25 protein-coding genes and 1 pseudogene are annotated in these 26,392 nt (G+C 72.4%); 19 read left to right on the top strand and 7 right to left on the bottom strand.

Going from position 1 to position 26,392, the window contains the following annotated elements:
- The 5 genes from ACZ7H1_RS33805 to ACZ7H1_RS33785 form a co-directional block, all read left to right on the top strand.
- Window positions 1–109, top strand: a 109-nt coding sequence (locus tag ACZ7H1_RS33805) for a bifunctional ornithine acetyltransferase/N-acetylglutamate synthase (RefSeq protein ID WP_470791920.1), incomplete at its 5' end; no start/stop codon positions are given.
- On the top strand, window positions 106–1,014 hold the full coding sequence (gene argB / locus ACZ7H1_RS33800) for an acetylglutamate kinase (protein ID WP_470791914.1): 909 nt from the start codon (window positions 106–108) through the stop codon (window positions 1,012–1,014). The genes ACZ7H1_RS33805 and argB, both read left to right, overlap by 4 nt.
- A complete protein-coding gene (locus ACZ7H1_RS33795) occupies window positions 1,011–2,228 on the top strand; it encodes an acetylornithine transaminase (RefSeq protein WP_470791912.1) in 1,218 nt (405 codons plus the stop codon). The genes argB and ACZ7H1_RS33795 overlap by 4 nt, the downstream gene beginning before the upstream one ends.
- A gap of 7 nt (window positions 2,229–2,235) precedes the next feature.
- On the top strand, window positions 2,236–2,772 hold the full coding sequence (locus ACZ7H1_RS33790) for an arginine repressor (RefSeq protein WP_470791910.1): 537 nt from the start codon (window positions 2,236–2,238) through the stop codon (window positions 2,770–2,772).
- Between the two features lie 69 nt (window positions 2,773–2,841).
- On the top strand, window positions 2,842–3,702 hold the full coding sequence (locus ACZ7H1_RS33785) for a hypothetical protein (RefSeq protein ID WP_470791909.1): 861 nt from the start codon (window positions 2,842–2,844) through the stop codon (window positions 3,700–3,702).
- On the opposite strand, the gene ACZ7H1_RS33780 is transcribed toward ACZ7H1_RS33785, so the two are convergent.
- Window positions 3,689–4,393 (bottom strand): L,D-transpeptidase family protein, encoded by a 705-nt coding sequence (locus tag ACZ7H1_RS33780; protein WP_470791907.1) that lies wholly within the window; start codon window positions 4,391–4,393, stop codon window positions 3,689–3,691. The genes ACZ7H1_RS33785 and ACZ7H1_RS33780 overlap by 14 nt on opposite strands.
- A gap of 3 nt (window positions 4,394–4,396) precedes the next feature.
- Complete coding sequence (locus ACZ7H1_RS33775; protein ID WP_470791906.1) at window positions 4,397–4,978, bottom strand: pyridoxamine 5'-phosphate oxidase family protein; 582 nt, start codon at window positions 4,976–4,978, stop codon at window positions 4,397–4,399.
- A 213-nt stretch (window positions 4,979–5,191) separates the two neighbouring features.
- Between ACZ7H1_RS33775 and ACZ7H1_RS33770 the strand changes: the two genes are divergently transcribed.
- Both ACZ7H1_RS33770 and argH read left to right on the top strand, forming a co-directional pair.
- A complete protein-coding gene (locus ACZ7H1_RS33770) occupies window positions 5,192–6,385 on the top strand; it encodes an argininosuccinate synthase (RefSeq protein ID WP_470791904.1) in 1,194 nt (397 codons plus the stop codon).
- 121 nt (window positions 6,386–6,506) lie between these two features.
- Complete coding sequence (argH, locus tag ACZ7H1_RS33765; RefSeq protein WP_470791903.1) at window positions 6,507–7,934, top strand: argininosuccinate lyase; 1,428 nt, start codon at window positions 6,507–6,509, stop codon at window positions 7,932–7,934.
- Window positions 7,935–8,092: 158 nt separating this feature from the next.
- Here the strand turns inward: argH and ACZ7H1_RS33760 are convergent, their stop codons facing one another.
- Window positions 8,093–8,833 (bottom strand): hypothetical protein, encoded by a 741-nt coding sequence (locus tag ACZ7H1_RS33760; RefSeq protein WP_470791901.1) that lies wholly within the window; start codon window positions 8,831–8,833, stop codon window positions 8,093–8,095.
- A 135-nt stretch (window positions 8,834–8,968) separates the two neighbouring features.
- Window positions 8,969–9,172, bottom strand: a pseudogene (locus tag ACZ7H1_RS33755) (hypothetical protein); the annotation flags it as partial.
- A 99-nt stretch (window positions 9,173–9,271) separates the two neighbouring features.
- Here ACZ7H1_RS33755 and ACZ7H1_RS33750 point away from each other — a divergent pair.
- From ACZ7H1_RS33750 to ACZ7H1_RS33740, 3 genes are all read left to right on the top strand, one after another.
- Window positions 9,272–9,823 (top strand): TetR/AcrR family transcriptional regulator, encoded by a 552-nt coding sequence (locus ACZ7H1_RS33750; protein WP_470791899.1) that lies wholly within the window; start codon window positions 9,272–9,274, stop codon window positions 9,821–9,823.
- Window positions 9,820–11,370 (top strand): MFS transporter, encoded by a 1,551-nt coding sequence (locus ACZ7H1_RS33745; RefSeq protein WP_470791897.1) that lies wholly within the window; start codon window positions 9,820–9,822, stop codon window positions 11,368–11,370. The genes ACZ7H1_RS33750 and ACZ7H1_RS33745 overlap by 4 nt, the downstream gene beginning before the upstream one ends.
- Before the next feature lie 69 nt (window positions 11,371–11,439).
- Window positions 11,440–12,924 (top strand): bactofilin family protein, encoded by a 1,485-nt coding sequence (locus ACZ7H1_RS33740; RefSeq protein ID WP_470791896.1) that lies wholly within the window; start codon window positions 11,440–11,442, stop codon window positions 12,922–12,924.
- Here ACZ7H1_RS33740 and ACZ7H1_RS33735 read toward each other — a convergent pair whose 3' ends face one another.
- Complete coding sequence (locus tag ACZ7H1_RS33735) at window positions 12,925–13,557, bottom strand: lysophospholipid acyltransferase family protein (RefSeq protein ID WP_470791918.1); 633 nt, start codon at window positions 13,555–13,557, stop codon at window positions 12,925–12,927.
- Window positions 13,558–13,880: 323 nt separating this feature from the next.
- Here ACZ7H1_RS33735 and ACZ7H1_RS33730 point away from each other — a divergent pair, with 323 nt between their 5' ends.
- The 3 genes from ACZ7H1_RS33730 (at window position 13,881) to ACZ7H1_RS33720 (ending at window position 16,149) form a co-directional block, all read left to right on the top strand.
- Window positions 13,881–15,023 (top strand): glycerophosphodiester phosphodiesterase, encoded by a 1,143-nt coding sequence (locus ACZ7H1_RS33730; RefSeq protein ID WP_470791894.1) that lies wholly within the window; start codon window positions 13,881–13,883, stop codon window positions 15,021–15,023.
- Window positions 15,024–15,107: 84 nt separating this feature from the next.
- Window positions 15,108–15,614, top strand: a complete 507-nt coding sequence (locus ACZ7H1_RS33725) for a sigma-70 family RNA polymerase sigma factor (RefSeq protein WP_470791893.1) — start codon at window positions 15,108–15,110, stop codon at window positions 15,612–15,614.
- A 37-nt stretch (window positions 15,615–15,651) separates the two neighbouring features.
- A complete protein-coding gene (locus ACZ7H1_RS33720) occupies window positions 15,652–16,149 on the top strand; it encodes a GNAT family N-acetyltransferase (protein ID WP_470791892.1) in 498 nt (165 codons plus the stop codon).
- Here the strand turns inward: ACZ7H1_RS33720 and ACZ7H1_RS33715 are convergent.
- Both ACZ7H1_RS33715 and ACZ7H1_RS33710 read right to left on the bottom strand, forming a co-directional pair.
- Complete coding sequence (locus ACZ7H1_RS33715) at window positions 16,139–16,522, bottom strand: hypothetical protein (RefSeq protein WP_470791916.1); 384 nt, start codon at window positions 16,520–16,522, stop codon at window positions 16,139–16,141. The two genes, ACZ7H1_RS33720 and ACZ7H1_RS33715, sit on opposite strands and share 11 nt — an antisense overlap.
- 64 nt (window positions 16,523–16,586) lie before the next feature.
- On the bottom strand, window positions 16,587–16,952 hold the full coding sequence (locus ACZ7H1_RS33710) for a hypothetical protein (RefSeq protein WP_470791891.1): 366 nt from the start codon (window positions 16,950–16,952) through the stop codon (window positions 16,587–16,589).
- 643 nt (window positions 16,953–17,595) lie between these two features.
- On the opposite strand from ACZ7H1_RS33710, the gene ACZ7H1_RS33705 reads away from it, so the two are divergent.
- The 6 genes from ACZ7H1_RS33705 to cobT all read left to right on the top strand — a co-directional run bounded on the left by ACZ7H1_RS33705 (window position 17,596) and on the right by cobT (window position 26,036).
- Window positions 17,596–18,639 carry a methionine ABC transporter ATP-binding protein gene (locus ACZ7H1_RS33705; protein ID WP_470791889.1) on the top strand — a complete coding sequence of 348 codons (1,044 nt, stop codon included), beginning with the start codon at window positions 17,596–17,598 and terminating at the stop codon, window positions 18,637–18,639.
- Window positions 18,636–19,304 carry a methionine ABC transporter permease gene (locus ACZ7H1_RS33700; protein ID WP_470791887.1) on the top strand — a complete coding sequence of 223 codons (669 nt, stop codon included), beginning with the start codon at window positions 18,636–18,638 and terminating at the stop codon, window positions 19,302–19,304. Before ACZ7H1_RS33705 ends, ACZ7H1_RS33700 begins: the two co-directional genes overlap by 4 nt.
- 77 nt (window positions 19,305–19,381) lie before the next feature.
- Complete coding sequence (locus tag ACZ7H1_RS33695; protein ID WP_470791886.1) at window positions 19,382–20,248, top strand: MetQ/NlpA family ABC transporter substrate-binding protein; 867 nt, start codon at window positions 19,382–19,384, stop codon at window positions 20,246–20,248.
- 174 nt (window positions 20,249–20,422) lie between these two features.
- Window positions 20,423–21,061 carry a GNAT family N-acetyltransferase gene (locus ACZ7H1_RS33690; RefSeq protein WP_470791885.1) on the top strand — a complete coding sequence of 213 codons (639 nt, stop codon included), beginning with the start codon at window positions 20,423–20,425 and terminating at the stop codon, window positions 21,059–21,061.
- A 120-nt stretch (window positions 21,062–21,181) separates the two neighbouring features.
- Window positions 21,182–22,390 (top strand): precorrin-6y C5,15-methyltransferase (decarboxylating) subunit CbiE, encoded by a 1,209-nt coding sequence (gene cbiE, locus ACZ7H1_RS33685; protein WP_470791883.1) that lies wholly within the window; start codon window positions 21,182–21,184, stop codon window positions 22,388–22,390.
- 352 nt (window positions 22,391–22,742) lie between these two features.
- Window positions 22,743–26,036 carry a nicotinate-nucleotide--dimethylbenzimidazole phosphoribosyltransferase gene (cobT, locus tag ACZ7H1_RS33680; protein ID WP_470791881.1) on the top strand — a complete coding sequence of 1,098 codons (3,294 nt, stop codon included), beginning with the start codon at window positions 22,743–22,745 and terminating at the stop codon, window positions 26,034–26,036.
- The last annotated feature ends 356 nt before the right edge of the window (window positions 26,037–26,392 follow it).

Here is a 26,392-nt window from a genome sequence, read left to right as displayed (position 1 = left end):
CGAGGTCCGCATCACCGCCGACCTGGCCGCCGGCAGCGAGTCCGCCGTGATCTGGGCCAACGACCTCACCGCCGAGTACGTCCACGAGAACAGCGCCTATTCCTCATGAGCCCTGCCCGGAAGCACACCGCCCTGCCCAAGGCACAGATCCTCATCGAGGCCCTGCCCTGGCTGACCCGGCACAACGGCCGGACCGTCGTCATCAAATTCGGCGGCAACGCCATGATCGACGACGAGCTGAAGGCCGCCTTCGCCCAGGACGTGGTCTTCCTGCGGCACGCCGGCCTCAAGCCGGTCGTCGTGCACGGCGGTGGCCCGCAGATCAACGCCCAGCTCGAAAAGCAGGGCCTGGCCAGCGAGTTCAAGGCCGGCCTGCGCGTCACCTCCGAAGCGGCCATGGACGTCGTACGCATGGTCCTCGCCGGACAGGTCCAGCGCGAACTGGTCGGGCTGCTCAACCAGAACGGCCCGCTCGCCGTCGGCATGACCGGCGAGGACGCCCACACGATCACCGCCGTCAGGCACATGCCCGAGATCGACGGCGAGCTCGTCGACATCGGCCGCGTCGGCGAGATCACCGCCATCGACACCGGCGCCATCGAGGCCTTGCTCGACGACGGCCGGATCCCGGTGATCTCGTCCATCGCGCGCAGCGCCGACGACAACCACGTCTACAACGTCAACGCCGACACCGCGGCCGCGGCGCTCGCCGCAGCGCTCGGCGCCGAGACCCTGATGGTCCTCACCGACGTCGAGGGCCTGTACGCCGACTGGCCGCACAGCGACGAGGTCATCAGCCAGCTCACCGCCTCCCAGCTGGAGCGGCTGCTGCCCGAGCTGTCGAGCGGCATGGTCCCCAAGATGGAGGGCTGCCTGCACGCCGTCCGCAACGGCGTCCGCACCGCGCGCGTGATCGACGGACGGGTCCAGCACTCCATCCTGCTGGAGATCTTCACGGACGAAGGAATCGGCACGATGGTCGTGCCCGACGCACACGATGGGGGAGAGGAATGACCGGGACGACGGCCGGCAACGGAAACAAGGCCTACGCGCGGCGCTGGCAGGACGCGCTCACCGACAACTACGGCACCCCCGCCGTGGCCCTGGTGCGCGGCGAGGGCGCCCGGGTCTGGGACGCCGACGGCCGCGAGTACACCGACCTGGTCGGCGGCATCGCGGTCAACGCCCTGGGCCACGCCCACCCGGCCGTGGTGAGCGCCGTGTCCGGCCAGATCGCCACCCTCGGGCACGTCTCCAACCTGTACGCCTCCGAGCCGGTCGTCGCGCTCGGCGAGCGGATCCTCCAGCTCTTCGGCCGCCCCGGCAGGGTGTTCTTCTGCAACTCCGGTGCAGAGGCGGTCGAGGCCGCCTTCAAGATCGGTCGGCTGACCGGGCGGACCCGTATGGTCGCCACCCGGGGCGGCTTCCACGGCCGGACCATGGGCGCGCTCGCGCTCACCGGCCAGCCGAAGAAGCAGGAGCCGTTCCTGCCGCTGCCGGGCGAGGTCACCCACGTCCCGTACGGAGACGCGGAGGCCCTGCGGGCCGCCGTCACCGAGGACACCGCCCTCGTGATCATCGAGCCGCTGCAGGGCGAGAACGGCGTCGTCGTACCGCCCGCCGGCTATCTGCGCGCGGCCCGCGAGATCACCCGAGCCACCGGCACCCTGCTCGTGCTCGACGAGGTGCAGACCGGCATCGGGCGGTGCGGCCAGTGGTTCGAGCACCAGGCCCACGACGGCGTCGAGCCGGACCTGGTCCTGCTGGCCAAGGGCCTCGGCGGCGGGTTGCCGATCGGTGCGACCGTGGCCTTCGGCCCGGCGGCCGACCTGCTGCAGCCCGGCCAGCACGGCACCACCTTCGGCGGCAACCCGGTCGCCTGCGCCGCCGGCCTGGCCGTGATCGAGACCATCGCCGCCGACGGCCTCCTCGACCGCGTCAAGGAGACCGGGGAGCGCATCCGGAGCGGAATCGAGGCCGCAGGGCATCCGCTGGTCTCCCACGTCCGTGGCGCGGGCCTTCTGCTGGGTATCGTGCTGACCGAGCCCCTCGCGCCACAGGCGCAGCAGGCGGCTCAGGATGCCGGCTTCCTTGTCAACGCGCCCGCCCCCGACGTCGTACGGCTCATGCCGCCGTTCGTACTGACCGAGGCGCAGGCGGACGCATTCGTACGGGCCCTGCCCGGCATCCTCGACGCAGCCAGCGGGGACGGACGATCCGGAGAATGAGACGACGATGAGTCAGGCGCAGGACAACGAGCACGGCGGCCCCGCCGTCCCGCAGACCCGGACCGCCCGTCACCGCCGGATCGTGGACATCCTCAACCGGCAGCCGGTGCGCTCCCAGAGCCAGCTGGCGAAGCTGCTCGCCGACGACGGGCTGAGCGTCACCCAGGCGACGCTCTCCCGGGACCTCGACGAGCTGGGCGCCGTCAAGATCCGCAACACCGGCGGCGAACTCATCTACGCCGTGCCCAGCGAGGGCGGTTTCCGCACCCCGCAGGCACCGCTGGGCGAGTCGGCCAAGGAGGAGCGCATGCGGCGCCTCTCGGGCGAGCTGCTCATCTCGGCGGAGGCCTCCGCCAACCTCGTCGTCCTGCGCACCCCGCCGGGTGCGGCCCAGTTCCTGGCCTCGGCCATCGACCAGGCCGAACTCCGCGCGATCCTCGGCACGATCGCCGGGGACGACACGCTGATGCTGATCAGCCGCGACCCGGCGGGCGGCCAGGCCCTCGCCGACCACCTGCTGCGCCTGGCACAGAAGGAGAGCTGACCCGGCCCCAATCCCCGTGGAGTGCCCCGCAGGAGACGGTCTGTCAGTGACGGGACGTAGCCTGCGGGCATGTACCGAGTTCCTCTGTTCTTCGCGGCACTGGCCTTCACGACGGTCCTGTACGCGTTCATGGGCGCCCGGCAGCTGTGGCGCAGGCGCGGGGCGCAGCGCCTGCAGAAGCTGGTGTCCGTGGGGAAGATCGACCCGTACTACGCCGCGGGCGAGGAGTGGGCGGGCGGCGCGACCGAGGCCGCCGCGGCCGAGCTGCTCCTCGCGGGACTCGTCGAGATCGACAAGCACGGTGCGATACGGCTGACGGACCGGGGTGCCGAACCGGACCGCCCGGGCCCGGAGCACCCGGTGCCCGCGGCCCTGCTGGACGCGGTCCGCAGGCGGCATCCCAAGTCCGTCACCCTCGGCCGCGTCGTCCACCACGACGCGGAGCACAAGGAGCGCCTGCACGCCTTCCTGGACGGACAGGCCCGCCTGCTGCCGCCGCGGCCCCGGCCCCAGGGGTGCGTCGGCAGCTGCCTCGGCGTGCTCGCGACGTACGTGGCGATCACGTTCGTGTTCGTCTGCGTGGCCGGCCTGCTGGGCTCGGTGCCGCAAGGGCCGGCGCAGTGGGCCGCCGCAGTGGGCATCGCGCTCTGCCTGGTCCTGGTCTCGGCCTCCCCGCAGGCCTGGAAGAAGATGCGCCACCCCGGCGACCCGGACGCCGTGCGCACGTACTGCCGGGAGCAGGTGCACCCGGCGCTCGCCGCCCTGGACGCCAGGCGGGCAGGGCTCGTCCGGCGGAGCGCGTTCCTGGGCCGCCGCACCGGCAGGGTCCGCCGGATCCCGCCCCCGCCGCCCCCTGCGGAGGCCGCGGAGTCCGCGGAGGTGCCGGGCACGGACCCGGACACCGACCCGGAGCAGGTCAGTAGCGGGTGACCGTCAGCGGCCCCGACCTCGTCCCGACAGCGATGTGCGGGCTGCGGCGCGGGTCCGCCCAGCGGAGGATCCGCCGCATGGCCTCCGCCGGCACCGACACGCAACCGGCCGTCGCCCCACGGCCGTTGACGTGCAGGAAGATGCCCGCACCCCGCTTGCGCACCGGCTTGGCGTAGTTGAAGCCGATCACCAGCGCGTGGGCGTACTGCGTGCCGTACGTCACCAGGTGCTCGGCCTCGGCCGCCGCGCAGTCCGCGGGCAGCGGCTGCACCCAGCGGTTGTACTGCCGCGAGGAGTCGTCCTGGCACCACCAGGAGTCCGCGCGCACCGCCCGGTAGCGGTAGCGCGTCCCCGCGGGCGCGGGACGGATGCCGAAGGCGTACGGCAGCGCGTACAGACCGGTGGGGGTGGTGTTCGTGCCCTGGGTGCGCGTGGCGCCCTCGGTGAGCCCCTTCGCCCCGAAGCGGGCGGGCGCGCTGCCGGCCGCGATCCAGCGCCCGCCGCGCCGGTCCCACCAGGTCAGCCGTCCGCTGGTGGACCCGGCGGCGGGCGCGACCGCCGTGATCAGCTGACTGCCCCCGCCGGTGTCGGCCATCCGCGCGGGCAGCGGCAGCCACGGCGGCGCCGGCGCATTCACGGGCGGCGCCAGGGTGCTGACGAGCAGTGAGCCGAGAAGGAGAGCGGTCCGCATCCCTCAGACGGTACGGGGAGGCAGCGGGAGCGGCAGTGCAGGCAGGCCGTCCAGGCTCTTTTCGATGTACTCCTTCTTCTCGCAGTACTCCGCGAACTCCTCGTCCGTCTTGCGGCCGAAGTACTCCGCGTGGAGGGTGCGCTCCTCCCGGTAGTCCAGGAAGGGGACGGCGTACCCGCAGGTGTCCGCGATCCGCCGGGCGTGCACCAGGATCACCGCGCGGGCCGAGGGGCCGTCGGCAGCTCCGAAGAGCCCGATCAGCGCGCCCCAGCGCGGGTCGTCCCGGAACACCGCCTCGCCCTCGCCGTGCACGCGGACGATGTTCGGCGGCCCGGAGAAGGCACACCACATGAGGGTGATCCTGCCGTTCTCGCGGACGTGTGCGATGGTCTCCGCGCCGCTGCCGCCGAAGTCCAGGTAGGCGAGGGTCTGCTCGTCGATGACGACGAGCGTCCCCGCGCGGCCCTTGGGGGAGAGGTTGACGTGCCCGTCGCCCGAGAGCGGCGCGGTCGCCGTGAAGAACACCGGCTGCGCCTCGATGAATTCGCGCAGCCGGCCGTCTATGCGTTCGTAGATCTTTCCCATGGTCGGATTATCGCCCCCGCCCCGCCCGCTGCGGCCCCCACCGGTCGGCCCGCCGTACGGCCTGCGCGCGCGGGGTCTTCTCTGTGCCGGCGTACCCCGACCGCCCTGGAGGCCCCGGTGCGCCCCTGACCTGGTATTTCCGCGCTCGTTGACGAAACATACGGAGTAGTGCATAGTTATGCCTGTCGTTGATTGCACCGTAAGGAGAAACCCGTGACCGAGCGCGTCGTACTCGCCTACTCGGGCGGCCTGGACACCTCCGTCGCCATCGGCTGGATCGCCGAGGAGACGGGCGCCGAGGTCATCGCCGTTGCCGTGGACGTCGGCCAGGGCGGCGAGGACCTGGACGTCATCCGCAAGCGCGCACTCGCCTGCGGTGCCGTCGAGGCCGAGGTCGCGGACGCCAAGGACGAGTTCGCCGACGAGTACTGCCTCCCGGCGATCAAGGCCAACGCCATGTACATGGACCGGTACCCGCTGGTCTCGGCGCTCTCCCGGCCGACCATCGTCAAGCACCTCGTGGCCGCCGCCAAGAAGCACAACGCCTCGATCGTCGCCCACGGCTGCACCGGCAAGGGCAACGACCAGGTCCGCTTCGAGGCCGGCATCGCCGCCCTCGGCCCCGACCTCAAGTGCATCGCCCCGGTCCGCGACTACGCGATGACCCGTGACAAGGCGATCGCCTTCTGCGAGGCCAAGCAGCTCCCGATCGCGACCACCAAGAAGTCCCCGTACTCCATCGACCAGAACGTCTTCGGGCGCGCCGTCGAGACGGGCTTCCTGGAGGACATCTGGAACGGTCCGATCGAGGACATCTACGAGTACACCTCCAACCCGGCCGTCCCGCGCGAGGCCGACGAGGTCGTCATCTCCTTCAAGGAGGGCGTCCCGGTCGCCATCGACGGCAAGCCCGTCACCGTCCTGCAGGCCATCCAGCAGCTCAACGAGCGCGCCGGAGCCCAGGGCATCGGCCGGATCGACATGGTCGAGGACCGGCTCGTGGGCATCAAGTCCCGTGAGGTGTACGAGGCCCCGGGCGCGATCGCGCTGATCACCGCCCACTCCGAGCTGGAGAGCGTCACCGTCGAGCGCGAGCTCGCCCGCTACAAGCGGCAGGTCGAGCAGCGCTGGAGCGAGCTCGTCTACGACGGCCTGTGGTTCTCCCCGCTCAAGCGCGCCCTGGACGGCTTCATCGACGAGGCCAACCAGCACGTCACCGGCGACATCCGGATGACCCTGCAGGGCGGGCGCGCCGTGGTCACCGGCCGGCGGTCGGACGAGTCCCTGTACGACTTCAACCTGGCGACCTACGACACCGGCGACACCTTCGACCAGTCGAAGGCCCAGGGCTTCATCGAGATCTTCGGCCTCTCGTCGAAGATCGCCGCCAAGCGCGACCTGGCGTAACGCCCGGCAGTTCCCGACCGCCTCCCCGTTTTCTCCGCGGCGGGGAGGCGGTTGCACATCCGAAGCAATGCAGTCGAAGCAACGCAGCCCAAGCGATGCAGCAGCCTTGAGGAGCACAGCAGTGAGCAGCAACAACGGTGACGTCCGGCTCTGGGGCGGCCGCTTCGCCGACGGCCCGGCCGAGGCCCTGGCCAAGCTCTCCGCGTCGGTCCACTTCGACTGGCGGCTGGCGCCCTACGACATCGCCGGCTCCCGCGCCCACGCGCGCGTGCTCCACAAGGCGGGCCTGCTCACGGCCGACGAGCTGGAGCGCATGATCGCCGGCCTCGGCCTGCTGGAGGCAGACGTCGCCGCCGGCACCTTCACCGGCACCATCGCCGACGAGGACGTGCACACCGCCCTGGAGCGGGGCCTGCTGGAGCGCCTGGGTCCCGACCTCGGCGGCAAGCTGCGGGCCGGCCGCTCCCGCAACGACCAGGTGGCCACCCTCTTCCGGATGTACCTGCGCGACCACGCCCGGATCATCGGCGCCCTGATCGCCGACCTCCAGGATGCGCTGGTCGGCCTGGCCGAGGCGCACGCGGACGTGGCCATGCCGGGCCGCACCCACCTCCAGCACGCCCAGCCCGTGCTCTTCGCCCACCACGTCCTGGCGCACGTGCAGTCCCTGAGCCGGGACGCGGAGCGGCTGCGCCAGTGGGACACCCGGACGGCCGTCTCCCCGTACGGCTCGGGCGCCCTGGCGGGTTCCTCGCTCGGCCTGGACCCGGAGGCGGTCGCCGCCGACCTCGGCTTCGAGCGCGGCTCGGCGGGAAACTCCATCGACGGCACGGCCTCCCGCGACTTCGTCGCGGAGTTCGCCTTCATCACCGCGATGATCGGGATCAACCTGTCCCGGATCGCGGAGGAGATCATCATCTGGAACACGAAGGAGTTCTCCTTCGTGACCCTCCACGACGCCTTCTCGACCGGCTCGTCGATCATGCCGCAGAAGAAGAACCCGGACATCGCGGAGCTCGCCCGCGGCAAGTCGGGCCGCCTGATCGGCAACCTGACCGGCCTGCTCGCCACCCTCAAGGCCCTGCCGCTGGCGTACAACCGCGACCTCCAGGAAGACAAGGAGCCGGTGTTCGACTCCTGCGACACGCTGGAGGTCCTCCTCCCGGCGTTCACCGGGATGATGGCCACGCTCACCGTCAACCGCGAGCGGATGGAGGAGCTCGCCCCGGCCGGCTTCTCCCTCGCCACCGACATCGCCGAATGGCTGGTCAAGCAGGGCGTGCCGTTCCGGGTGGCGCACGAGGTCGCCGGCGAGTGCGTCAAGGAGTGCGAGGCGCACGGCATCGAGCTCGACGAGCTCACCGACGACCAGTTCGCGAAGATCTCCGAGCACCTGACCCCCGAGGTCCGTACGGTCCTCGACGTGCCGGGCGCGCTGGCGTCCCGAAACGGCCGCGGCGGCACCGCTCCGAGCGCGGTCGCCGTCCAGCTCGCGGAGCTGAAGGCCGACCTGGTGATCCAGCACGCCTGGGCCGCGCACAAGCGGTAGCCGCACGGCTGCCCCCGAACGCCCGCGGCCCTGCGGGCCCGCACCCCCGGCCGGGCCGTCACGGCCCCGGGGCATGTACGTCCGCACGCCGCGGGATGACCGGAGGGGCGGTCGGAGCCTGTGCTCCGGCCGCCCCTCCGCCGTGTGTGCACCCCGGCTCAGCCGAGCGGGTGGTCCGGCTCGTAGTTGGTCAGGACGCAGCCCTCGACCTGGGACTTCTCCAGCCGGTACCCGGACGGGGCGGAGAAGCCGTATATGCAGTTCAGGTACAGGAACTGCAGCTGGTACAGCCCGTGCCGGGACGAGGGGCTGTTGGTCTCGACGGCGATGTTCTCCCCGACGAGCAGCCGGCTCGCGGTCTGCTTCAGCCTGCCGTCGTCCTTGAAGTCGGCCCGCTGCGCGGCCTTCGCCCTGGTCTGGAGCAGCTTCATGTCCCCGACCGTGTCGAGCCAGCTGAGGTCGTGGGCGCGCTGCGCCCCCGCCGGCGTCCCGCACAGGGCCCGGTCCGTCACGCCCCAGTCCCGGGCGTTCCCGGTGACCACCGGCTCGTAGTCGATCGACTCGACCGCGACGTCGTCGGGGTCGGTGGAGAAGTTCTCCTCGCAGTCGAGGCTGTTGCCGACGAGCTTCCTCAGTTCGGCGATGCTTCCCGCGCGCGGGAGCCCCAGGCTGCCGGTCTCCGGCTGCCCCGGCTTCCCGCCGCCGCCCGCCGGGTCCTGCGGGGTCGGGCGCTGCGCTTCGGCCGGGGGACCGTCGGCGGTTGCGGTTGCGGTTGCGGTTGCGGAGCGGGAGGGGCCGGCGGCCGACGGGGCGGACTGTCCGCTGCCGTCTTCGCACCCGGCGAGGGCGGTGAGGCAGCTGAGGGCGGCGGTCGTGGCGAGGATCCGCTGGATGCGCATGGGTCGCTTTCGTCGGACGACAGATCACGGGGGTGGCGTGCGCATGCTAAGACGACGGGCGAAGCATGATCAAAACCGCCCAGGCGCCCCGGAGCCGGCCGGGATGCCCGGGGGCCGGGTTCCGTCACGCCGCCCAGTCGCCCAGACGAGCTCGTACGACTCCGCCGGCGCGAGCAGCTCGGCGCCGTGCCCGTGGTGGAGCCAGACCCGCAGCGGCTTCCCCGTCGTCCAGCCCGTCGGGCGCATCCGGTGCGTGGTGTACCCCTCAGGTCGGCGCCGGGCCTTGGTCGCGTAGGGGTTCGGCGGGCCGTCGACGTCGATCAGCAGCAGTGGCTTCATGGGGCCACCCTTCCGTTCCGACGACCTCGGGGCGGCCGATTTTCGGCTGCCGCCGTCCCGAGTGAGACATCTGCGTCTCATTTGGGGTACGGTTGTCTCATGGCCATGGATCGTGACCAGGTGCTGCGCGATGCCGCCGCCCTGCTCTCCCGCAAGTCGACCGCCACGATGGACGAGGTGGCGAAGGCCGCCGGGATCGGGCGGGCGACGCTCCACCGGCACTTCGCCGGGCGGGACGCGCTCGTCCGCGCCCTCGAGGAGCTCGGGATCCGGGAGTTCGAGGGGGCGTTCGACCGGGCACGGCTCGACGAGGGGACGGCGGTCGAGGCGCTGCGGCGGCTCGTGGCCGAAGCCGAGCCCAACGCACAGCTGCTGGCCTTCCTCGTCACCGAGAACCAGCTCTTCGAGGGCGACCAGGTCAACGAGGGCTGGGCCGGGCTCGACGCCCGCGTCAGCGCGCTGTTCCGGCGCGGACAGGCGGAGGGCGACATCCGGATCGACCTCAGCCCCGCCTGGCTCACCGAGGCCCTGTACGGCCTCATCGGCGCGTGCGCCTGGGCCGTCATGGACGGCCGGGTCGCGGCCAAGGACTTCCAACACATGATCACCGAGCTGCTGCTCGGCGGCGCACGACGGAGTGTGGAGAAATGAGCGTTACCAAGCAGGCGAGCGGACGCAAGGGGACGGAGGTCAAGAGCCCCGGGCGCGGACGCTGGCTCGCGCTCTCCGTGCTCGTGCTGGCCGTGCTGCTGGTCGCGGTCGACGCCACCGTGCTCGGACTCGCCACACCGGCCCTCAGCGAGGACCTCAAGCCCTCGGGCACCCAGCTGCTGTGGATCGGCGACATCTATTCGTTCGTCATCGCCGGACTGCTCGTGTCGATGGGCTCGCTCGGCGACCGCATCGGCCGCAAGAAGCTCCTGCTGATCGGCGCCACCGCCTTCGGTGCCGTCTCCGTCCTCAACGCCTACGCCACCAGCCCCGAGATGATGATCGTGGCCCGGGCCCTGCTCGGCGTGGCCGGCGCCACCCTGATGCCGTCCACCCTCGCGCTGATCCGCAACATCTTCCACGACCCCAAGGAGCGCAGCCTCGCCATCGGCATCTGGGGCGCCACCGCCTCGGCAGGCGCGGCCGTCGGCCCGGTCGTCGGAGGCTTCCTGCTCCAGCACTTCTACTGGGGCTCGGTCTTCCTCATCAACCTGCCCGTGATGGCGGTCCTCGTCGTCGTCGGCATCAAGCTGCTGCCCGAGTCGAAGAACCCCGTCGCCGGCCCCTGGGACCTCGTCAGCGTCGGCCTCTCCCTCGTCGGCATCATCGGTGTCGTGTACGCGATCAAGGAACTCGCGACCCACGGCCTCTCCTGGGAGGTCGGGGCGGCCGCCGCCATCGGCGCCGCCTGCCTGTACGCCTTCGTGCGCCGCCAGTTCACCCTGACCTCACCGCTGCTCGACATGCGGCTCTTCAAGCACCGGGGATTCTCGGGCGCGGTCCTCGCGGACCTGCTCACCGTCTTCGGCCTGTCCGGACTGGTCTTCTTCCTGTCGCAGTTCCTCCAGCTCGTCCAGGGCCGCGAGCCCCTGGAAGCGGGCCTGGCCGAGCTCCCCGCCGCCATCGGCGCCGTGGCCACCGGCCTGCTCGCGGGCCGCTACGCCCGCAGGTACTCCGTGCGCTCCGTCGTGACGGGCGGCCTCGCGGCCATCGGACTCGCGCTCGGCGTGATCACCCTCGTGCACCAGGACACCGGCTACCCGCTCCTCGGTGCCGCCCTGCTCGTCGTCGGCCTCGGCGCCGGCTTCTCCTTCACCGTCACCGCCGACGTGATCCTCTCCAGCGTGCCCAAGGAGCAGGCCGGTTCGGCCTCGGCCGTCTCCGAGACGGCGTACGAACTGGGCGCCGCACTCGGCATCGCCCTGCTCGGCTCCATCGTCACCGGCGTCTACCAGGGCTTCACCGCCCCCGCCGGGGTCCCGGACGCCGTGGCCGACGCCGCCCACGAGTCCCTCGGCGGCGCCGTCGAGGCGGCCAAGGCCGTCGACCCGCAGACCGCGCACACCATGGTGGCCGCCGCCCAGGAGGCCTTCGTGGACGGGCTGCGCCTGGCCTCCGGCGTCGGAGCGGCGGTCCTGCTCGCCACCGCCGCCGCGGCCTGGTTCCTGCTGCGCGGCCAGCACCTGGCCGGCGACGTCGAACACTGACACTCCGCCAGTGGGCGTGTTCCGGCCAGAAGTTGACAGCCCGTTCGGACCCGGGCCACCATCCGGGCAATGGAGATCAACGACCTGACGCCCGCGGAACGCCGCATATGGGAGGCCTTCCCGCGCGGCGAAGGCGTCGATTTCCGCCGCAGCGACGACGAGGACCCCGGGGAGGGCGCTTCCTGGGGTCCCGAGCGCACCGTGCGCGCCGAGGTGCTGCGCGCCCTCCTGCTCGACGGCCCGACCGAGGACGGCCAGGTGGCCGGCGTACGGGTCTGGGGGGCCCGCATCACCGGCAAGCTCGACCTCAAGTACGGCTCCGTCGACCACCCCGTACGCCTGCGCGCCTGCTGGTTCGAACGCAAGATCCTGCTGTACGGAGCCCAGCTGCAGGCCCTCGTCCTCACCGACTCGGTCCTGCCGGGCCTGACCGCCGCCACCCTCCGGGTCGAGGTCGTCATGCGGCTCACCTGCTGCCGGATCACCGGCCCGGTACGGCTGGGCGGCGCGCAGTTCGGCGGCGGGCTCTTCCTCCAGCACGCGGTCCTCGGCAGCCCCGAGCCGCCGCGGCACCCCGAGGAGACGCCCGAACCCCTGCTCCAGCTCAACCACGCCACCGTCGGCACCGACATCATCGCGATGGGCGTGACCGTCCACGGCCAGGTACGGGTCAACGGCTCCACCGTCGGCGGCCAGATCAACCTGGACGACGCCGTCCTGCTCAACCCCGGGGGCACCGCCCTCTTCGCCGAAACCGTCACGGTCGGCGCCGACCTGCGGGCCAAGCGGCTGCGCGCCGAAGGCAGCGTCAACGTCGCCGGGGCCCGGATACCCGGCAAGCTCCACCTGGGCTACTCCAAGCTCGCCTGCCCGGACGGCCTCGCGCTGCGCGCCAGCAGCGCCGTCATCGGCGAACTGCGGCTGATCGACTGCACCCGCATCCGCGGCGGAGTGAGCCTGCGCCGCACCCAGCTCGACACGCTCCACGCCAACCCCGCGGTGTGGCCCGACCGGGTCCGCCTCGACGGCCTGACCTACCGCACCCTCATCCCGCACCTGCCCGCCGAACAGCGGCTGGAACTGCTCGAGCGCGAGGGGGACGGGTACCTGCCGTACGTATACGAGCAGCTGGCCGGCTCCTACCGCACCTCCGGCGACGAGGCGCAGGCGCGCACCGTGCAGCTCGCCAAGCTCCGCCGCCACCGCGGCACGCTGCCCCGGCACGCCCGGGTCTGGGGCGCGCTCCAGGACTTCACCGTCGGCTACGGCTTCCGGCCGATGCGGGCGGCGGGCTGGCTGGCGGCGATGCTGCTCATCGGGTCGCTGGCGTTCGGCGTGCAGCACCCGCCGGCGCTGAAGCCGGACGAGGCGCCGCCGTTCAACGCCGTCTTCTACACCGCCGACCTGCTGCTGCCGATCATCGGCTTCGGCCAGGAGCAGGCGTTCGCCCCGCGGGGCGTGCAGCAGTGGCTGTCGTACCTGCTCATCGTGACGGGGTGGACGCTGGCCACGACGATCGCGGCGGGCGTGACCCGCTCGCTCAGCCGGCAGTGATCAGGCCGCTTCCTTGGCCTTCGTCGCGTACATGTCCACGTATTCCTGGCCGGAGAGCCGCATGACCTCGGCCATCACGGAGTCGGTCACGGCCCGCAGCACGTAGCGGTCGCGGTCCATGCCCTCGTAGCGGGAGAACTCCATCGGCTCGCCGAAGCGGACGGTGACGCGGCCCGGGCGGGGCATGCCCTTGCCGCCGGGCTGGAGCTTGTCCGTGCCGATCATCGCGAACGGCACCACGGGGGCGCCGGTCATCAGGGTCAGCCGGGCGATGCCGGTGCGGCCGCGGTAGAGGCGGCCGTCGGGGGAGCGGGTGCCCTCCGGGTAGATGCCGAAGATCTTGCCCTCCTCCAGCACCCGGCGGCCGGTCATCAGCGCCGCGACGCCGCCGTTCGCGCCGTCGCGGTCGACGGGGATCATGCCGGAGCCGGTGAAGAACCAGGCCATCAGGCGGCCCTTGAGCCCCTTGCCCGTGACGTACTCGTCCTTGCCGATGAAGTGCACCGTCCGGTCGCAGACCAGCGGAAGGATCATCGAGTCGATGAAGGTGAGGTGGTTGCCCGCCAGGATCACCGCCCCGCTGCCCGGGATGTTCTCGACGCCCTCCACGCGGGTGCGGAACATCATGCGCATGACCGGTCCGACAGTGGCCTTGATGAGCCTGGTACGGAACAACGGAGCCCTCCGGCGTCGAAAGCGGATCGTGCACCACGTCAAGTCAGTGCAGGTGAGGACGATACTCGCGGGTCACCGCTGATCGCACATCGGGTTCACGCACGCGACACGCAGTGTTGACGCACGTTTCCGCCATGTTCCGGCCGGGATCGCCCTTCCTTAAGAACCCGCTGCCTACCATCGGTCCGCCGCAACGGGCCGCACGGCCCCGGAGACCCCGGGCCCTTCGACCCGTCGACGACGCGGCACCACGAGCGACGTACAACGAGCGAGGAGCACTCATGACGCAGGGTGGGGCGGCACGCAGGAGCGTGCTGGGCGCGGCGGTGCTCGCCGCCGGAGGAACCGCGGTGAGCCTGGGCGCCGGACCGGCGGCCGCCGCTGCCGAGCGCGGCGGGCAGGGCTACCGGTCCCTGCCCGTGCCGACCGTCATCGCCCACCGTGGCGCCAGCGGCCACCGGCCGGAGCACACCCTCGGCTCCTACCAGCTCGCGCTGGACATGGGCGCCCACGTGATCGAGCAGGACCTCGTCCCCACCAAGGACGGCCACCTCGTGTGCCGGCACGAGAACGAGATCGGCGGCACCACCGACGTGGCCGACCGTCCCGAGTTCGCGGGCCGCCGCACCACGAAGTCCGTGGACGGCGTGTCGATGACCGGCTGGTTCACCGAAGACTTCACCCTCGCCGAGCTCAAGACCCTGCGGGCCAAGGAACGCATCCCGGCCCTGCGCCAGCGGAACACGCTCTACGACGGACGCTGGGCCGTGCCCACCTTCGAGGAGGTGCTGCGCTGGGCCCGCCGCGAGGGCCGCCGCCGCGGCCGGGAGATCTGGCTGCACGTCGAGACCAAGCACCCCAGCTACTTCCGCTCGCTCGGCCTCGGCCTCGAGGAGCCGCTGGTGAAGCTGCTGCGCCGCTACGGGCGCGACGGCCGCAACGCCGCCGTCTTCCTCCAGTCCTTCGAACCCTCCAGCATCCAGCGGCTCGCCCGGCTCACCGCCGCGCCGAAGGTCGTCCTGCTGTCCGCCGCCCACACCCGGCCCTGGGACTTCGAGCAGGCCGGGGATCCGCGTACGGTCGCCGACCTGGTCAAGCCCGAGGGGCTGCGCTGGATCGCCGGATTCGCCCAGGGCATAGGCCCCACCCTGGACCTCGTCATCCCGCGCGACGCCGCCGGCCGCCTGGGCACCCCGACCACCCTGGTGCGCGACGCCCACGCGAAGGGCCTGGTCCTGCACCCCTACACCGCGCGCAACGAGAACAACTTCCTGCCCGCGGAATTCCGCCGCGGCACGGACCCCACCGCCTACGGCGACGTCTTCGGCGCCCTGCGCGCCTACTTCGACCAGGGGATCGACGGCATCTTCACGGACCAGCCCGACACCGCCCTGCTGGCCGCCGCGGACTTCGCCGACCGCTAGGTCAACGGACAAGCGGAACCTCTCGTACGGGTGAGCGGCGGTCGGCGGGGAAACCGCCGGCCGCCGCCGCGCGTCCCGCCCGGCATGGACGTGATGAGCGAACTGGGCCCGCTGCTCTCGGCAGAGGCGGCGGCCGAGGCCCCCGCCGCGGGCATCGACCCCGCCGACCTCGAACAGGCCGTATGGGTCAGGCTGCTGGAACGCGACCAGGCGGCGGGCCGGCCCCCCGAAGCCGCCCGCTGGCTGCGCCGCGCCGTACGGGCCGAAGCCCGCAGCGCCCGCCGCCGGGCCCGCCGCGAGATCCCCTACGGCGCCCTCCCCGCCGGGAGCACCGACTGCCCCGAACGCGCCGCGCTGGACGATGAGGAGCAGCGGGCACTCCGGTCGGCCGTCGCCCGTTTGCCGGGACGCTGCCCCGAACTGCTGTCCGCACTTCTTTCGCCTCGAGACCTCACCTACCGTGAAATCGCAGGAGAGTTGGGTATCTCACAAGGCAGTTTGGGACCCGTACGTTCCCGATGCCTGGGATGTCTGCGCAGAATGCTGGCGGCAGAGGTTGCGGCTCCTGAACTGCGGGGAAAGGAGCGGTAGACCGACGGGCTACCAGGTGAGCGGGAGGCATGCGCACATGGGCATGAGCGTGACCATCTCTGCGGCGGGCGCGGACGACGCCGAGCAGATCTTCAGACTCCAGTACCTCTGCTTCCAGAGCGAGGCGGAGCTCTACGGCAACTACCGCATCGAGCCCCTGGTCCAGACCCTCGACTCCGTCCGGGCCGAACTGGACACGGACTGCGTGCTGGTGGCCCGGCTCGGCGACGAGGTGGTCGGCATGGTCCGCGGCACCCCGGACGGGGACGGCACGGGCCGGATCGCGAAGCTCTGCGTACACCCCCGAATGCAGGGCCACGGACTCGGCGCCCGGCTGCTGCGCGCGGTCGAGGGGGCCCTCGAGGGCCGCGGCGGCACCAGCCGCTTCCGGCTGTCCACCGGCGAGCGCAGCGAGAGCAACCTGAACCTGTACCGCAAGGCCGGCTACGCCAAAGTGGGCGACACCACCGGCGCCGACGGCGTCCGCGTGATCATCCTGGAGAAGGAGGCCTCCTCCTACGTCGTCAGCGCGTAGGTCGCCTGGTGCGCAGCCAGAGCATCCCGGTGACCGGCAGGATCACCGGGATGAACAGGTAACCCATCCCGAAGTCCGACCACACCGTCGCGTCGGGGAAGGCCTCCGGGCGCACCAGGGTCCAGGTGCCGACGGCCAGTACGCCGGTCAGCTCGGCGGCGCAGCAGACCAGCGCCGCCTTGCGGGCCCTCTCCCCGCCGCGCACCAGCGAGTACGTGATGAACGCGTACACGAGCGCGGCCACCGCCGAGAGCGTGTAGGGCAGCGGGGCCCGGTCGAACTCCGTGGAAATCTGGTAGAGCGAGCGCGAGACCGCTCCCACTGTGATCACTCCGTACAGCCAGACCAGCAGCAGCCCGGGGCCGGAGACCAGGCGCCCCCGGCCGCCGGCCGCGGACGGGTCCGCGGGGCTCTGCTCCGGCTCGGCCGGCTTCGTCTCAGGCACCGGGACTCCAGATGTCGTAGAGCCGTACTTCCAGCACGGCGAGCACCACCGCGCCCGCGGCCACCGTCACCGAACCCCACCTGGTGCGCTCCGAGAGCGAGAGGAGCCCGGCCGCCGGGACCGCCGCGAACGCACCGAAGAGGTACGCCACGAAGATCACCCCGCCCTCGTCGGCCCGCTCGCCGCGGCCGAGCTGCACCAGGCCCACGACGAGCTGCGCGAGGGCCAGCACGCTCACCACGGCCATGCCGATGAAGTGCCAGTCCTTGGTCGGCTGGTCGCGGTACGCGGCGAAGCCGCACCAGGCGGCGAGGGCGAGTGCGGCCACGCCGATCGTGACCGTCAGGGCGTCAAGCATGCTGCGAGGGTATTACGGGCCGAAAGACCCGATGCGCTCAGCCCTGCGCCGGGGCTTCCCCGGAGCCATGCCGTCCTGCGCGCCGGGCCCGGCCCCCGAGCCGTTCCTGCCCGTGGACCGTGGTCTTGACCACAGCGCACCCCGCCGGGGAGCCCGGCGCGGACCTCGTCGTCGTGGACCGCTCGGCCGCGTCCGTGCAGGTCACCGCCGCCGGACCGGGGGTCGGGACAAGGCCGGGGGAGTGACCGCTGTTGTCCGGTATGCGGCCGAAAGTCGTCCGCTATGCGGACAACGTTGATCGGTGCGGGGCCCGGTCTGCTTTACTGGGGCCCATGACCACGACGAGCAACCGCATCCCTGCGACCGAGGCGACCATGACGCCCGGTGCTCGTTGTATGTGTCGAATGTGCGCCTTCTGAGGGCCCCTTTCCTGAGCCTCGCGCCCCGAAGCGAGACCCGGTGAGCTGACCGTGATCGCGGCTCCGCTCCTGCCCCGCGCATGCGCTGAACCCCTCGGTTTGCCCTGGTTCCATCCGATTCCACCGGTCCCAGGGCCGACCCGGTCCAGCCCGTACCGCGTCCCCAGATCAATGCCCCGTGCCCGGCATGCCTGCGCCGCGCACTCGACAGCGACGGAATTCCTGTGATCACCACATCGGGCCTCACGAAGGTCTACCAGTCCCGTGGCCGCGAGGTCACCGCCCTGGACGGCGTCGATCTGCACGTCCGCGAGGGCGAGGTCTACGGCGTGATCGGCCAGAGCGGCGCCGGCAAGTCCTCCCTGATCCGCTGCGTCAACCTGCTCGAGCGCCCCACCACCGGCACCGTGACCGTGGACGGCGTCGATCTCACCGCACTCGCCGCCCGCGGCCGCCGCGCCGGCAAGGACCTCCGCGAGGCCCGCAGCCGCATCGGCATGGTCTTCCAGCACTTCAACCTGCTGTCCTCCCGGACCGTGCAGGCCAACATCGAGCTGCCCCTGGAGATCCTCGGCGTCTCCGGCCGCGAGCGCTCCCGCAAGGCCCTCGAACTCCTCGACCTCGTCGGCCTCGCCGACAAGGCCAAGGCCTACCCGACCCAGCTCTCCGGCGGCCAGAAGCAGCGCGTCGGCATCGCCCGCGCCCTGGCCGGCGACCCCAAGGTGCTGCTGTCCGACGAGGCCACGAGCGCCCTGGACCCCGAGACCACCCGCTCGATCCTCCAGCTGCTGCGCGACCTCAACCGCCAGCTCGGCCTGACCGTCCTGCTCATCACGCACGAGATGGACGTCGTCAAGACCATCTGCGACTCCGCCGCCCTCATGAAGAACGGCCGGATCATCGAGTCCGGAACCGTCTCCGAGCTGCTCGCCACCCCAGGCTCCGAGCTCGCCGGAGAGCTCTTCCCGGTCAGCGGCACCGCCACCGGCCTCGACCGCACGGTCGTCGACGTCACCTTCCACGGCGACGCCGCCACCCAGCCGGTCATCTCCCAGCTCTCCCGCACGTACAACATCGACATCTCGATCCTCGGCGCAGCCATGGACACGGTCGGCGGTCGGCAGATCGGCCGGATGCGCATCGAGCTGCCCGGACGCTACGAGGACAACGTCGTCCCAGTCGGCTTCCTGCGCGAGCAGGGCCTCCAGGTCGACGTCGTCGACACCGACAGCGAGATCGCCGAACTGGTCAAGGAAGGTGCCAAGTGACCTGGTCCGAAATGGAGCCCCTGCTCACCCAGGGCACGTACGACACGCTCTACATGGTCCTGTGGTCCACGGTCGTCACCGTCCTCGGCGGCCTCCCGCTGGGCATCCTGCTGGTCCTGACCGACAAGGGGGGCCTGCTGCAGAATCGTCCCCTCAACAAGGTCATCGGCGCGATCGTGAACGTCGGCCGCTCGCTGCCGTTCATCATCCTGCTGATCTTCCTGATCCCGGTCACCACCGCGATCGTCGGCACCTTCATCGGCCCCACCGCCATGATCGTCCCGCTCGCCATCGGAGCCATCCCCTTCTTCGCGCGCCTCGTCGAGACCTCGATCCGCGAGGTCGACCACGGACTGGTCGAAGCCGTCCAGTCCATGGGCGGCGGCATCCCGACCCTGGTCTGGAAGGTGCTGCTGCCGCAGTCCCTGCCCTCCCTGGTCGCCGGCGTCACCACCACCGTCATCACCCTGGTCGGCTACTCCGCCATGGCCGGCGCCGTCGGCGGTGAAGGACTCGGCTCCAAGGCCATCACGTACGGCTTCCAGCGCTTCGAGACCGGCTTCATGGTCGCCACCGTCGTGGTCCTGATCGCCATCGTCACGGTGATCCAGCTGGCCGGCGACGTCGCCGTACGCCTGCTGGCCCGCCGCGGCCGTACGGCCTGAACAGACTTCTCTCCGCACACAGCCCGCACTCGTCGTGCTCGGGCGTTATCCGCACCACCAAGAAAGAGGCACTCTTCGTGCGCAAGAACACCAAGCTCACCGCTTCCGCCGCAGCCGTCGCCGCCCTCGCCCTCGGCCTCACCGCCTGCGGCACCGCGTCCGACCCGGCCTCCACCAAGTCCGACGCCACGGGCGCGGCCGCCGCGGCAAAGCCCCTCGTCGTCGCGGCCTCGCCGGTCCCGCACGCCGACATCCTGAAGTTCGTCAAGGACAACCTGGCGGAGAAGGCCGGCCTCAAGCTGGAGGTGAAGGAGTTCACCGACTACGTCCTGCCGAACACCGCCACCGAGCAGGGCCAGGTCGACGCCAACTTCTTCCAGCACAAGCCGTACCTCGACGACTTCAACGCGAAGAACAACACGCACATCGTCCCCGTCGTCGACGTGCACCTGGAGCCGCTCGGCCTCTACTCCAAGAAGGTCAAGTCCCTCAAGGACATCAAGGCCGGCCAGACCATCGCCGTCCCCAACGACACCACCAACGAGGGCCGCGCGCTCCAGCTGCTCGCCGCCAACGGCCTGATCACGGTCAAGGAAGGCGTCGGCACCAACGCCAAGCTCTCCGACATCACCGACAAGAAGGGTCTGGAGTTCAAGGAGCTGGAGGCCGCCACGGTCCCGCGCGCCCTGAACGACGTCGACGCCGCCGTCATCAACGGCAACTACGCCATCGAGGCCGACCTGAAGCCCGCGAAGGACGCGCTCGCCCTGGAGAAGGCCGAGGGCAACCCCTACGCCAACTTCCTTGCGGTCAAGAAGGGCAACGAGAACGACCCGCGCATCCAGAAGCTCGCCACGCTCCTGAACTCGCCCGAGGTCAAGAAGTTCATCGAGGACGAGTACGAGGGCTCGGTCATCCCGGCCTTCGGCAAGCCCGCCGCCTGATCCGGCGCGCCGGGTCACCACCCGGAACGGCCCCGCGTATCCCCCCGGGAACGCGGGGCCTTCGCCCGTCACGGCGCCGGACACCCGGCCATGCGCATCCCCGGGCCGATGCTGCATGCTGTCCGTCTATGGGCCTCTGTCGCCCGCCTACCGGTCTCAGGCATGGAGCTGCGCATGACTACCACCTTCCCGGACGTCTCCATCAGCACGGACCGGCTGGTGTTGCGCCCCTTCGAGGAAGCGGACGTCATGGCGCTCACCGAGATGATGAACGACGAACTCATCACCGCCTGGACCTCGGTGCCCCACCCGTACACCGTCCACGACGCCCGCAGCTGGGCGTTGCACCACTCGCACGCCGAACGCACCGAAGGCCGCGGCATCGTGTTCGCCGTCACCGAGTTCCTGACGCAGCGTCTGGTCGGCGTCGTCCACCTCCAGAACACCAACTGGCGCTGTCGCACTGCCGAGATCGGCTACGTCACCGCCCCCTGGGCCCGGGGCGAGGGCTACGCCTGCGAGTCCGTCCTCGCCGTCGCCCAATGGCTCTTCCGCGACCGGCAGTTCGAGCGCCTGGAACTGCGCACCGCCGCCGACAACACCGCCTCCCAGCAGGTCGCCCAGAAGATCGGCTGCATCAGCGAAGGCGTGCTGCGCAACGCGTGGATAGTCCGCACCCAGACGCCGGACGGCGGCTGGGCGGAGACCCGTACCGACCTGATCGTGTGGAGCCTCCTCCCCGAGGACCTCGACGGCCTCGACGGCCAGCTCGCCGACGCCTCCGGGTACGCCGGCTACACCGACTGGAACTGACGCCCGCAGGACCGGACCGTACGCAGGTCCAGACCGGACCGGCTACTACCAGGTAGTCTCACTCTGCCCGCCCCGCGCGGGCTCCCCCCATGCCGGCGCCGACCCCAGGAGACCGCGAAGATGGCCGACCGGGTCACGGTGATCGGCTGGGACGGCTCCCCCCTGACCGCGGCCGCCCGGTCCGCGCTGTCGGCGGCCACCCTCGTGGCAGGGGCGGCCCACCACCTGGCACTGCCCGAGATCCCGCCGGCCGCCGAACGCATCCGCCTCGGCAGCCTCGGACTCGCCGCCCGCCGGATCGCCGGCCACCGCGGCACCGCCGTCGTCCTGGCCGACGGCGACCCCGGCTTCTTCGGCGTCGTCCGCACCCTGCGCGCCCCCGAGCACGGCCTCGAGGTCGAGGTCGTCCCCGCCGTGTCCCCCGTCGCCGCCGCCTTCGCCCGCGCCGGGATGCCCTGGGACGACGCCCGCGTGGTCGTCGCACACCCCCGCACCCTGCGCCGCGCCGTGAACGTCTGCCGGGCCCACGCCAAGGTCGCCGTCCTCACCTCGCCGGGCGCCGGCCCCGCCGAGCTCGCCCTCCTCCTCGACGGGGTCCACCGCACCTTCGTCATCTGCGAGGAGCTCGGCACCGAGAACGAGCAGGTGACCGTCCTCACCTCAGACAAGGCCGCCGACCACAGCTGGCGCGACCCCAACGTCGTCATCGTCATCGGAGGCGGCGGCCAGGTCGAAGGGCCGGACGCCGGCTGGCTCGCCGGGGCCCCGGGCACCGCGGGGGAGCGCGGCTGGGCCCGCCCGCTCGCCGACGCCCCCGAAGCGGAAGGCGCCCAGCTGCGCGCCCTCCAGCTCGCGCGCCTCGGCCCGCGCACCGGAGACCTCGTCTGGGACATCGGCACCGGCAGCGGGGCCCTCGCCGCCGACGCCGCCGCCTTCGGTGCGGCCGTCATCGCCATCGACGCCGACCCGCGCGCCTGCGAACGCGCCACCGCCCTGGCCCGTACCCGGGGCGTACAGCTCCAGGTGGTCCACGGCCGCGCCCCGCACGTCCTCGAAAGCCTGCCCGAGCCCGACGTCGTACGCATCGGAGCCGGCGGGGCCGAGGTGGTCTCGGCCTGCGCCGACCGCCGTCCCGAACGCATCGTCACGCACGCCTCCACCCGCGACGAGGCCGAGGCCGTGGGCCGGACCCTCGCCGAGGGGGGCTACACCGTCGAATGCGCCCTGCTCCAGTCCGTCGGCCTCGACCCGCAGACCTGGGCCGAGCGCGAGCGCTCCGTGGTCTTCCTGCTGTCCGCCGAGCGGGTGGACCGCGCCCCCCGGGGCTGACGTCCCGACACGGGGGGTAGGCTGGCCGACCGTTGTACTGCCCTGGATCCTCGGCGTTTCTCCCCCGGCCACCACCGGGCGAGGCCCCGGTCGATATCCGGACAAGGCGCCCCGGCAGGGCGCCTTTTGTGGTACGGCGTGATCCGGAGGACGCGCGACGTGGCGCAGTCCACAGCGGGCCGTGGCGGTAATGGCTGTCATGGCGGCGAACGACCGCGACAATGCTTGTTGTCGGCGGGCGTTCGTGCCGCACGGCACACACGCTCGTTCTTGATGAGGGGCGCCGGGTGTGCCGCGAGCGGTCGCCCGGCGAGCCGAGCGAAGACGCACAACCGATGGGCGAGGGGTACGCATGACTGACACCGGCCAGGTTCCGGAGGGTCTCCCGGAGAACGCGGGCATGGTGGATCAGCCGGGCATCCCCGCCCCGGGGGCCTACGCCTTCCTCGACCCGGCGGACGCCGCCCACGGGGCGGAGGCCGCCGAGGACGAGGACCTGCTGCTCATGCCGAGCGCCCAGGGTTCCTGGAGCGACCCGCAGCTGGTTCCCCCGGCGCCGTTCCCGCAGGAAAGCTACGCACAGGAGTTCTCCCAGGAGTTCCCGCAGGACTTCGCCCAGGAGTTCCCCGGCGAGTCCGGTCCGGAGTTCCCGCCGGAGCCCGGCGCGCACGAGGCGGGCGGCCGCGATTCCGGCGCCGTGGACCTCGGAGCCGTACGGATCCCCCAGCCGGCCGCGCCCATGACGCCCGCCGCACCCGTCACGCCCGTACCGCTCGCCCAGCAGGCCCCGGCCCGGCGCCCCCTGCACATGGGCCCGCCGGTGCCCGAGGCCACCGGGGGAGTCGTGCGCTCGCTCGCCGACCGAGGCCCGGCCGCGCCCGCCGCCCCGGTGAGCCCCGCGGCCCCCGCCGCTCCGGTCGCGCCCGTGGCCGCGCCCGCCCCCGCCGCTCCGGCGGCGCCCGCGGTGCAGCCCACGCCGGTACCGGTCCGCCAGGCCGGCCCGCCGACCACCGGTCCCGAGTACCTCGACGTCCCGCGCGCGGACACCGCGGTCCTGCCCGGTCCGCAGCTGGGGGAGATCCCGCTGCAGGCCGGTGCGCCCTGGGGCGCCGACGTCCCGCAGGTCCCGCAGCAGGAGCAGCCGGCGCAGCAGGAGCAGGTGGAGCCCGCCCCGCAGGCGCTGCCCGTGCAGCAGCCCGAGGCCGAACTGCCGCCCGCCCCGCAGCCGCCGGTGGCCGAGGCCGCCCCGGTGGGACCCGGGACCCCCGCAGCCCCCGCGGAAACGGTATTGCCCGAGGCGCCCGCTGCCGAGCAGCCCGCCGAGCAGCCTGCCGAACAGCCTGTGGAGCCGGAGCCGGAGCCGGAGCCGGAGCCCGTCGTCACGTTCGCACCGGTCCAGGAGCAGCCCGCGGAGCCGGCGGAGCCGGTGCAGGCGGAGCAGCCGGAGCCGGTGCTCGTGCAGGCCCCGCCGGCCGAAGCCGTCCCCGCGCCCGAGGCGGTCCAGGCCGCCGCGCCCGCCGAGGTCGTCGAGGCCGTCCAGCCCCTCGAGTTCGTCGCCCCGGCAGCCGAGGTCCAGCCCGAGGCCGTCGCCGTGCCCGTGGCGGACGCCGCTCCCGAGCCGGTGGCCGTCGAGGCCGAGGCCGTACCCGTACCGGTCGTCGCCGAGCAGGGGCCCGTCGCGGTCGAGGCCGTCGAGGCCGTCGTGGAGACCCCCGCCGCCGCAGAGCTCCAGGCAGCCGAGGCGCCCGCGGTCCCCGTGGAGGCCGAGACCGCCGCTCCCGTGACTCCCGCAGAACCTGCCGAGCTCGCCGAGCCTGCGGAACCCGCAGAGTCCGGCGCGCCCGCCGAGCCCGCAGAGGTGCCGGCCGAGGCCACCGAGCCGAGCACCGAGCAGACCGAGCAGACCGAGCAGCGCCCGGCCGCCCCCGGCTACGACGACGCCGAGCGCGAAGCCGTCCTGCGCGTGATGCGTGAACGCCGCGACATCCGCAACGGCTTCCGCACCGACCCCATCCCGCACGAGGTGCTGCTGCGCGTCCTGGAGGCCGCCCACACCGCCCCGAGCGTCGGCCACTCCCAGCCCTGGGACTTCGTCGTCATCCGCTCCGCCGAGACCCGCCGGACGATGCACGAGCTCGCCGTCCGCCAGCGCGAGGCCTACGCCAAGTCGCTGCCGAAGGGCCGGGCGAAGCAGTTCAAGGAACTGAAGATCGAGGCGATCCTCGACACCCCGGTGAACATCGTCGTCACCGCCGACCCGACCCGCGGCGGCCGCCACACCCTCGGCCGGCACACCCAGCCGCAGATGGCCCCGTACTCCTCGGCCCTCGCCGTCGAGAACCTCTGGCTCGCCGCCCGTGCCGAAGGCCTCGGCGTCGGCTGGGTCAGTTTCTTCGACGAGCGCGAGATGGTCCGCGCCCTCGGCCTGCCCGAGCACCTCGAGGTCGTCGCGTACCTGTGCGTCGGCTACGTCGACGAGTTCCCGGACGAGCCCGAGCTGATGCAGGCGGGCTGGTCCAAGCGCCGCCCGCTGTCCTGGGTCGTCCACGAGGAGACGTACGGCCGCCGCGCGCTGCCCGGCGAGGAGCCGCACGACCTGCTCTCGGAGACCGTCTCCGGGATCCGCCCGCTGGACGCCAAGGCGCTCGGCGAGGCGTGGGAGCGCCAGAAGCGCATGACCAAGCCCGCCGGAGCCCTCGGCATGCTGGAGATCATCTCCGCGCAGCTGTCCGGCCTGTCCCGGGTCTGCCCGCCGCCGATCCCCGAGCCGGCCGCGGTCGCGATCTTCGCGGGCGACCACGGCGTGCACGCCCAGGGCGTCACCCCCTGGCCGCAGGAGGTGACCTCGCAGATGGTCGCCAACTTCCTCGGCGGCGGCGCGGTCTGCAACGCCTTCGCGAACCAGGTCGGCGCCGAGGTCTGCGTGATCGACGTGGGCGTCGCGGGCGACCTGCCGGCCACCCCGGGCCTGCTGCCCCGCAAGGTCCGCGCGGGCACCGCCGACTTCACCACCGGCCCGGCCATGACCCGCGAGGAGGCGATCGCGGCCATCGAGGTCGGCATCGAAACCGCGCGCGACCTGGTGGCGGCCGGCAACAAGGCCCTGCTGACCGGCGAGATGGGCATCGCGAACACCACGGTGTCCGCCGCCCTGATCTCCGTGTTCACGGACACCGACCCGGCGGAGGTCACCGGGCGCGGCACCGGCATCAACGACGAGACGCACGCCCGCAAGATCGAGGTCGTCCGCCGGGCCCTGGAGCTCCACCAGCCGGACCCGTCGGACCCGATCGGCGTCCTCGCGGCCATCGGCGGCCTGGAGCACGCGGCGATCGTCGGCCTCCTGCTGGGCGGCGCGTCGCTGCGTACGCCGGTGATCCTCGACGGCGTCAGCGCCGGGGCCGCGGCCCTGGTCGCCCGTGCCATCGCGCCCGAATCCCTGTCGGCGTGCATCGCGGGCCACCGCAGCGCCGAGCCGGGCCACGTGGCCGCGCTCAACAAGCTGGGCCTGCGCCCCCTGGTCGACCTGGACCTCCGCCTCGGCGAGGGCACGGGCGCCCTGCTGGCCCTCCCCCTGGTCCAGAGCGCCGCCCGCGCCATGCACGAGGTGGCCACCTTCGACTCGGCAGGCGTCACCGAGAAATAACCCCGCCCCACCCGAGCCCCGGCCAATCCCAGCCCCGCCGGCGACCCCGGCACACTCGGCCCGCCGGTGACCCCGGCCAATCCCCAGCCCCGCCGGCGTTTGAGGCGCGGGGTCCGGGGCGGAGCCCCGGGGTGGGGCCGCCGGGGGCGGTGCCCCCGAAACGGGTGCCGGGCGCAGCCCGTGCACCCGGCGGGTCCGGGTGCAGCCCCGGGCGGTCCGCGTCGCCACGCGGTTTCGGGAAGGGGCGGGGCGGGGGAAACACCCCCGCAGGGCCCACCCAGGCCCCCACCCGCCCCGCGCCGTATGGTGGACCCGCACCACAAAACCGCACGTCAGTCCCCCCGCCGCTCCAGCGT

It is taken from the genome of Streptomyces sp. NPDC037401, assembly GCF_055602345.1.
Note: the sequence above shows the minus strand (reverse complement) of the source record. Positions and strands in the feature narration are given on the sequence as shown.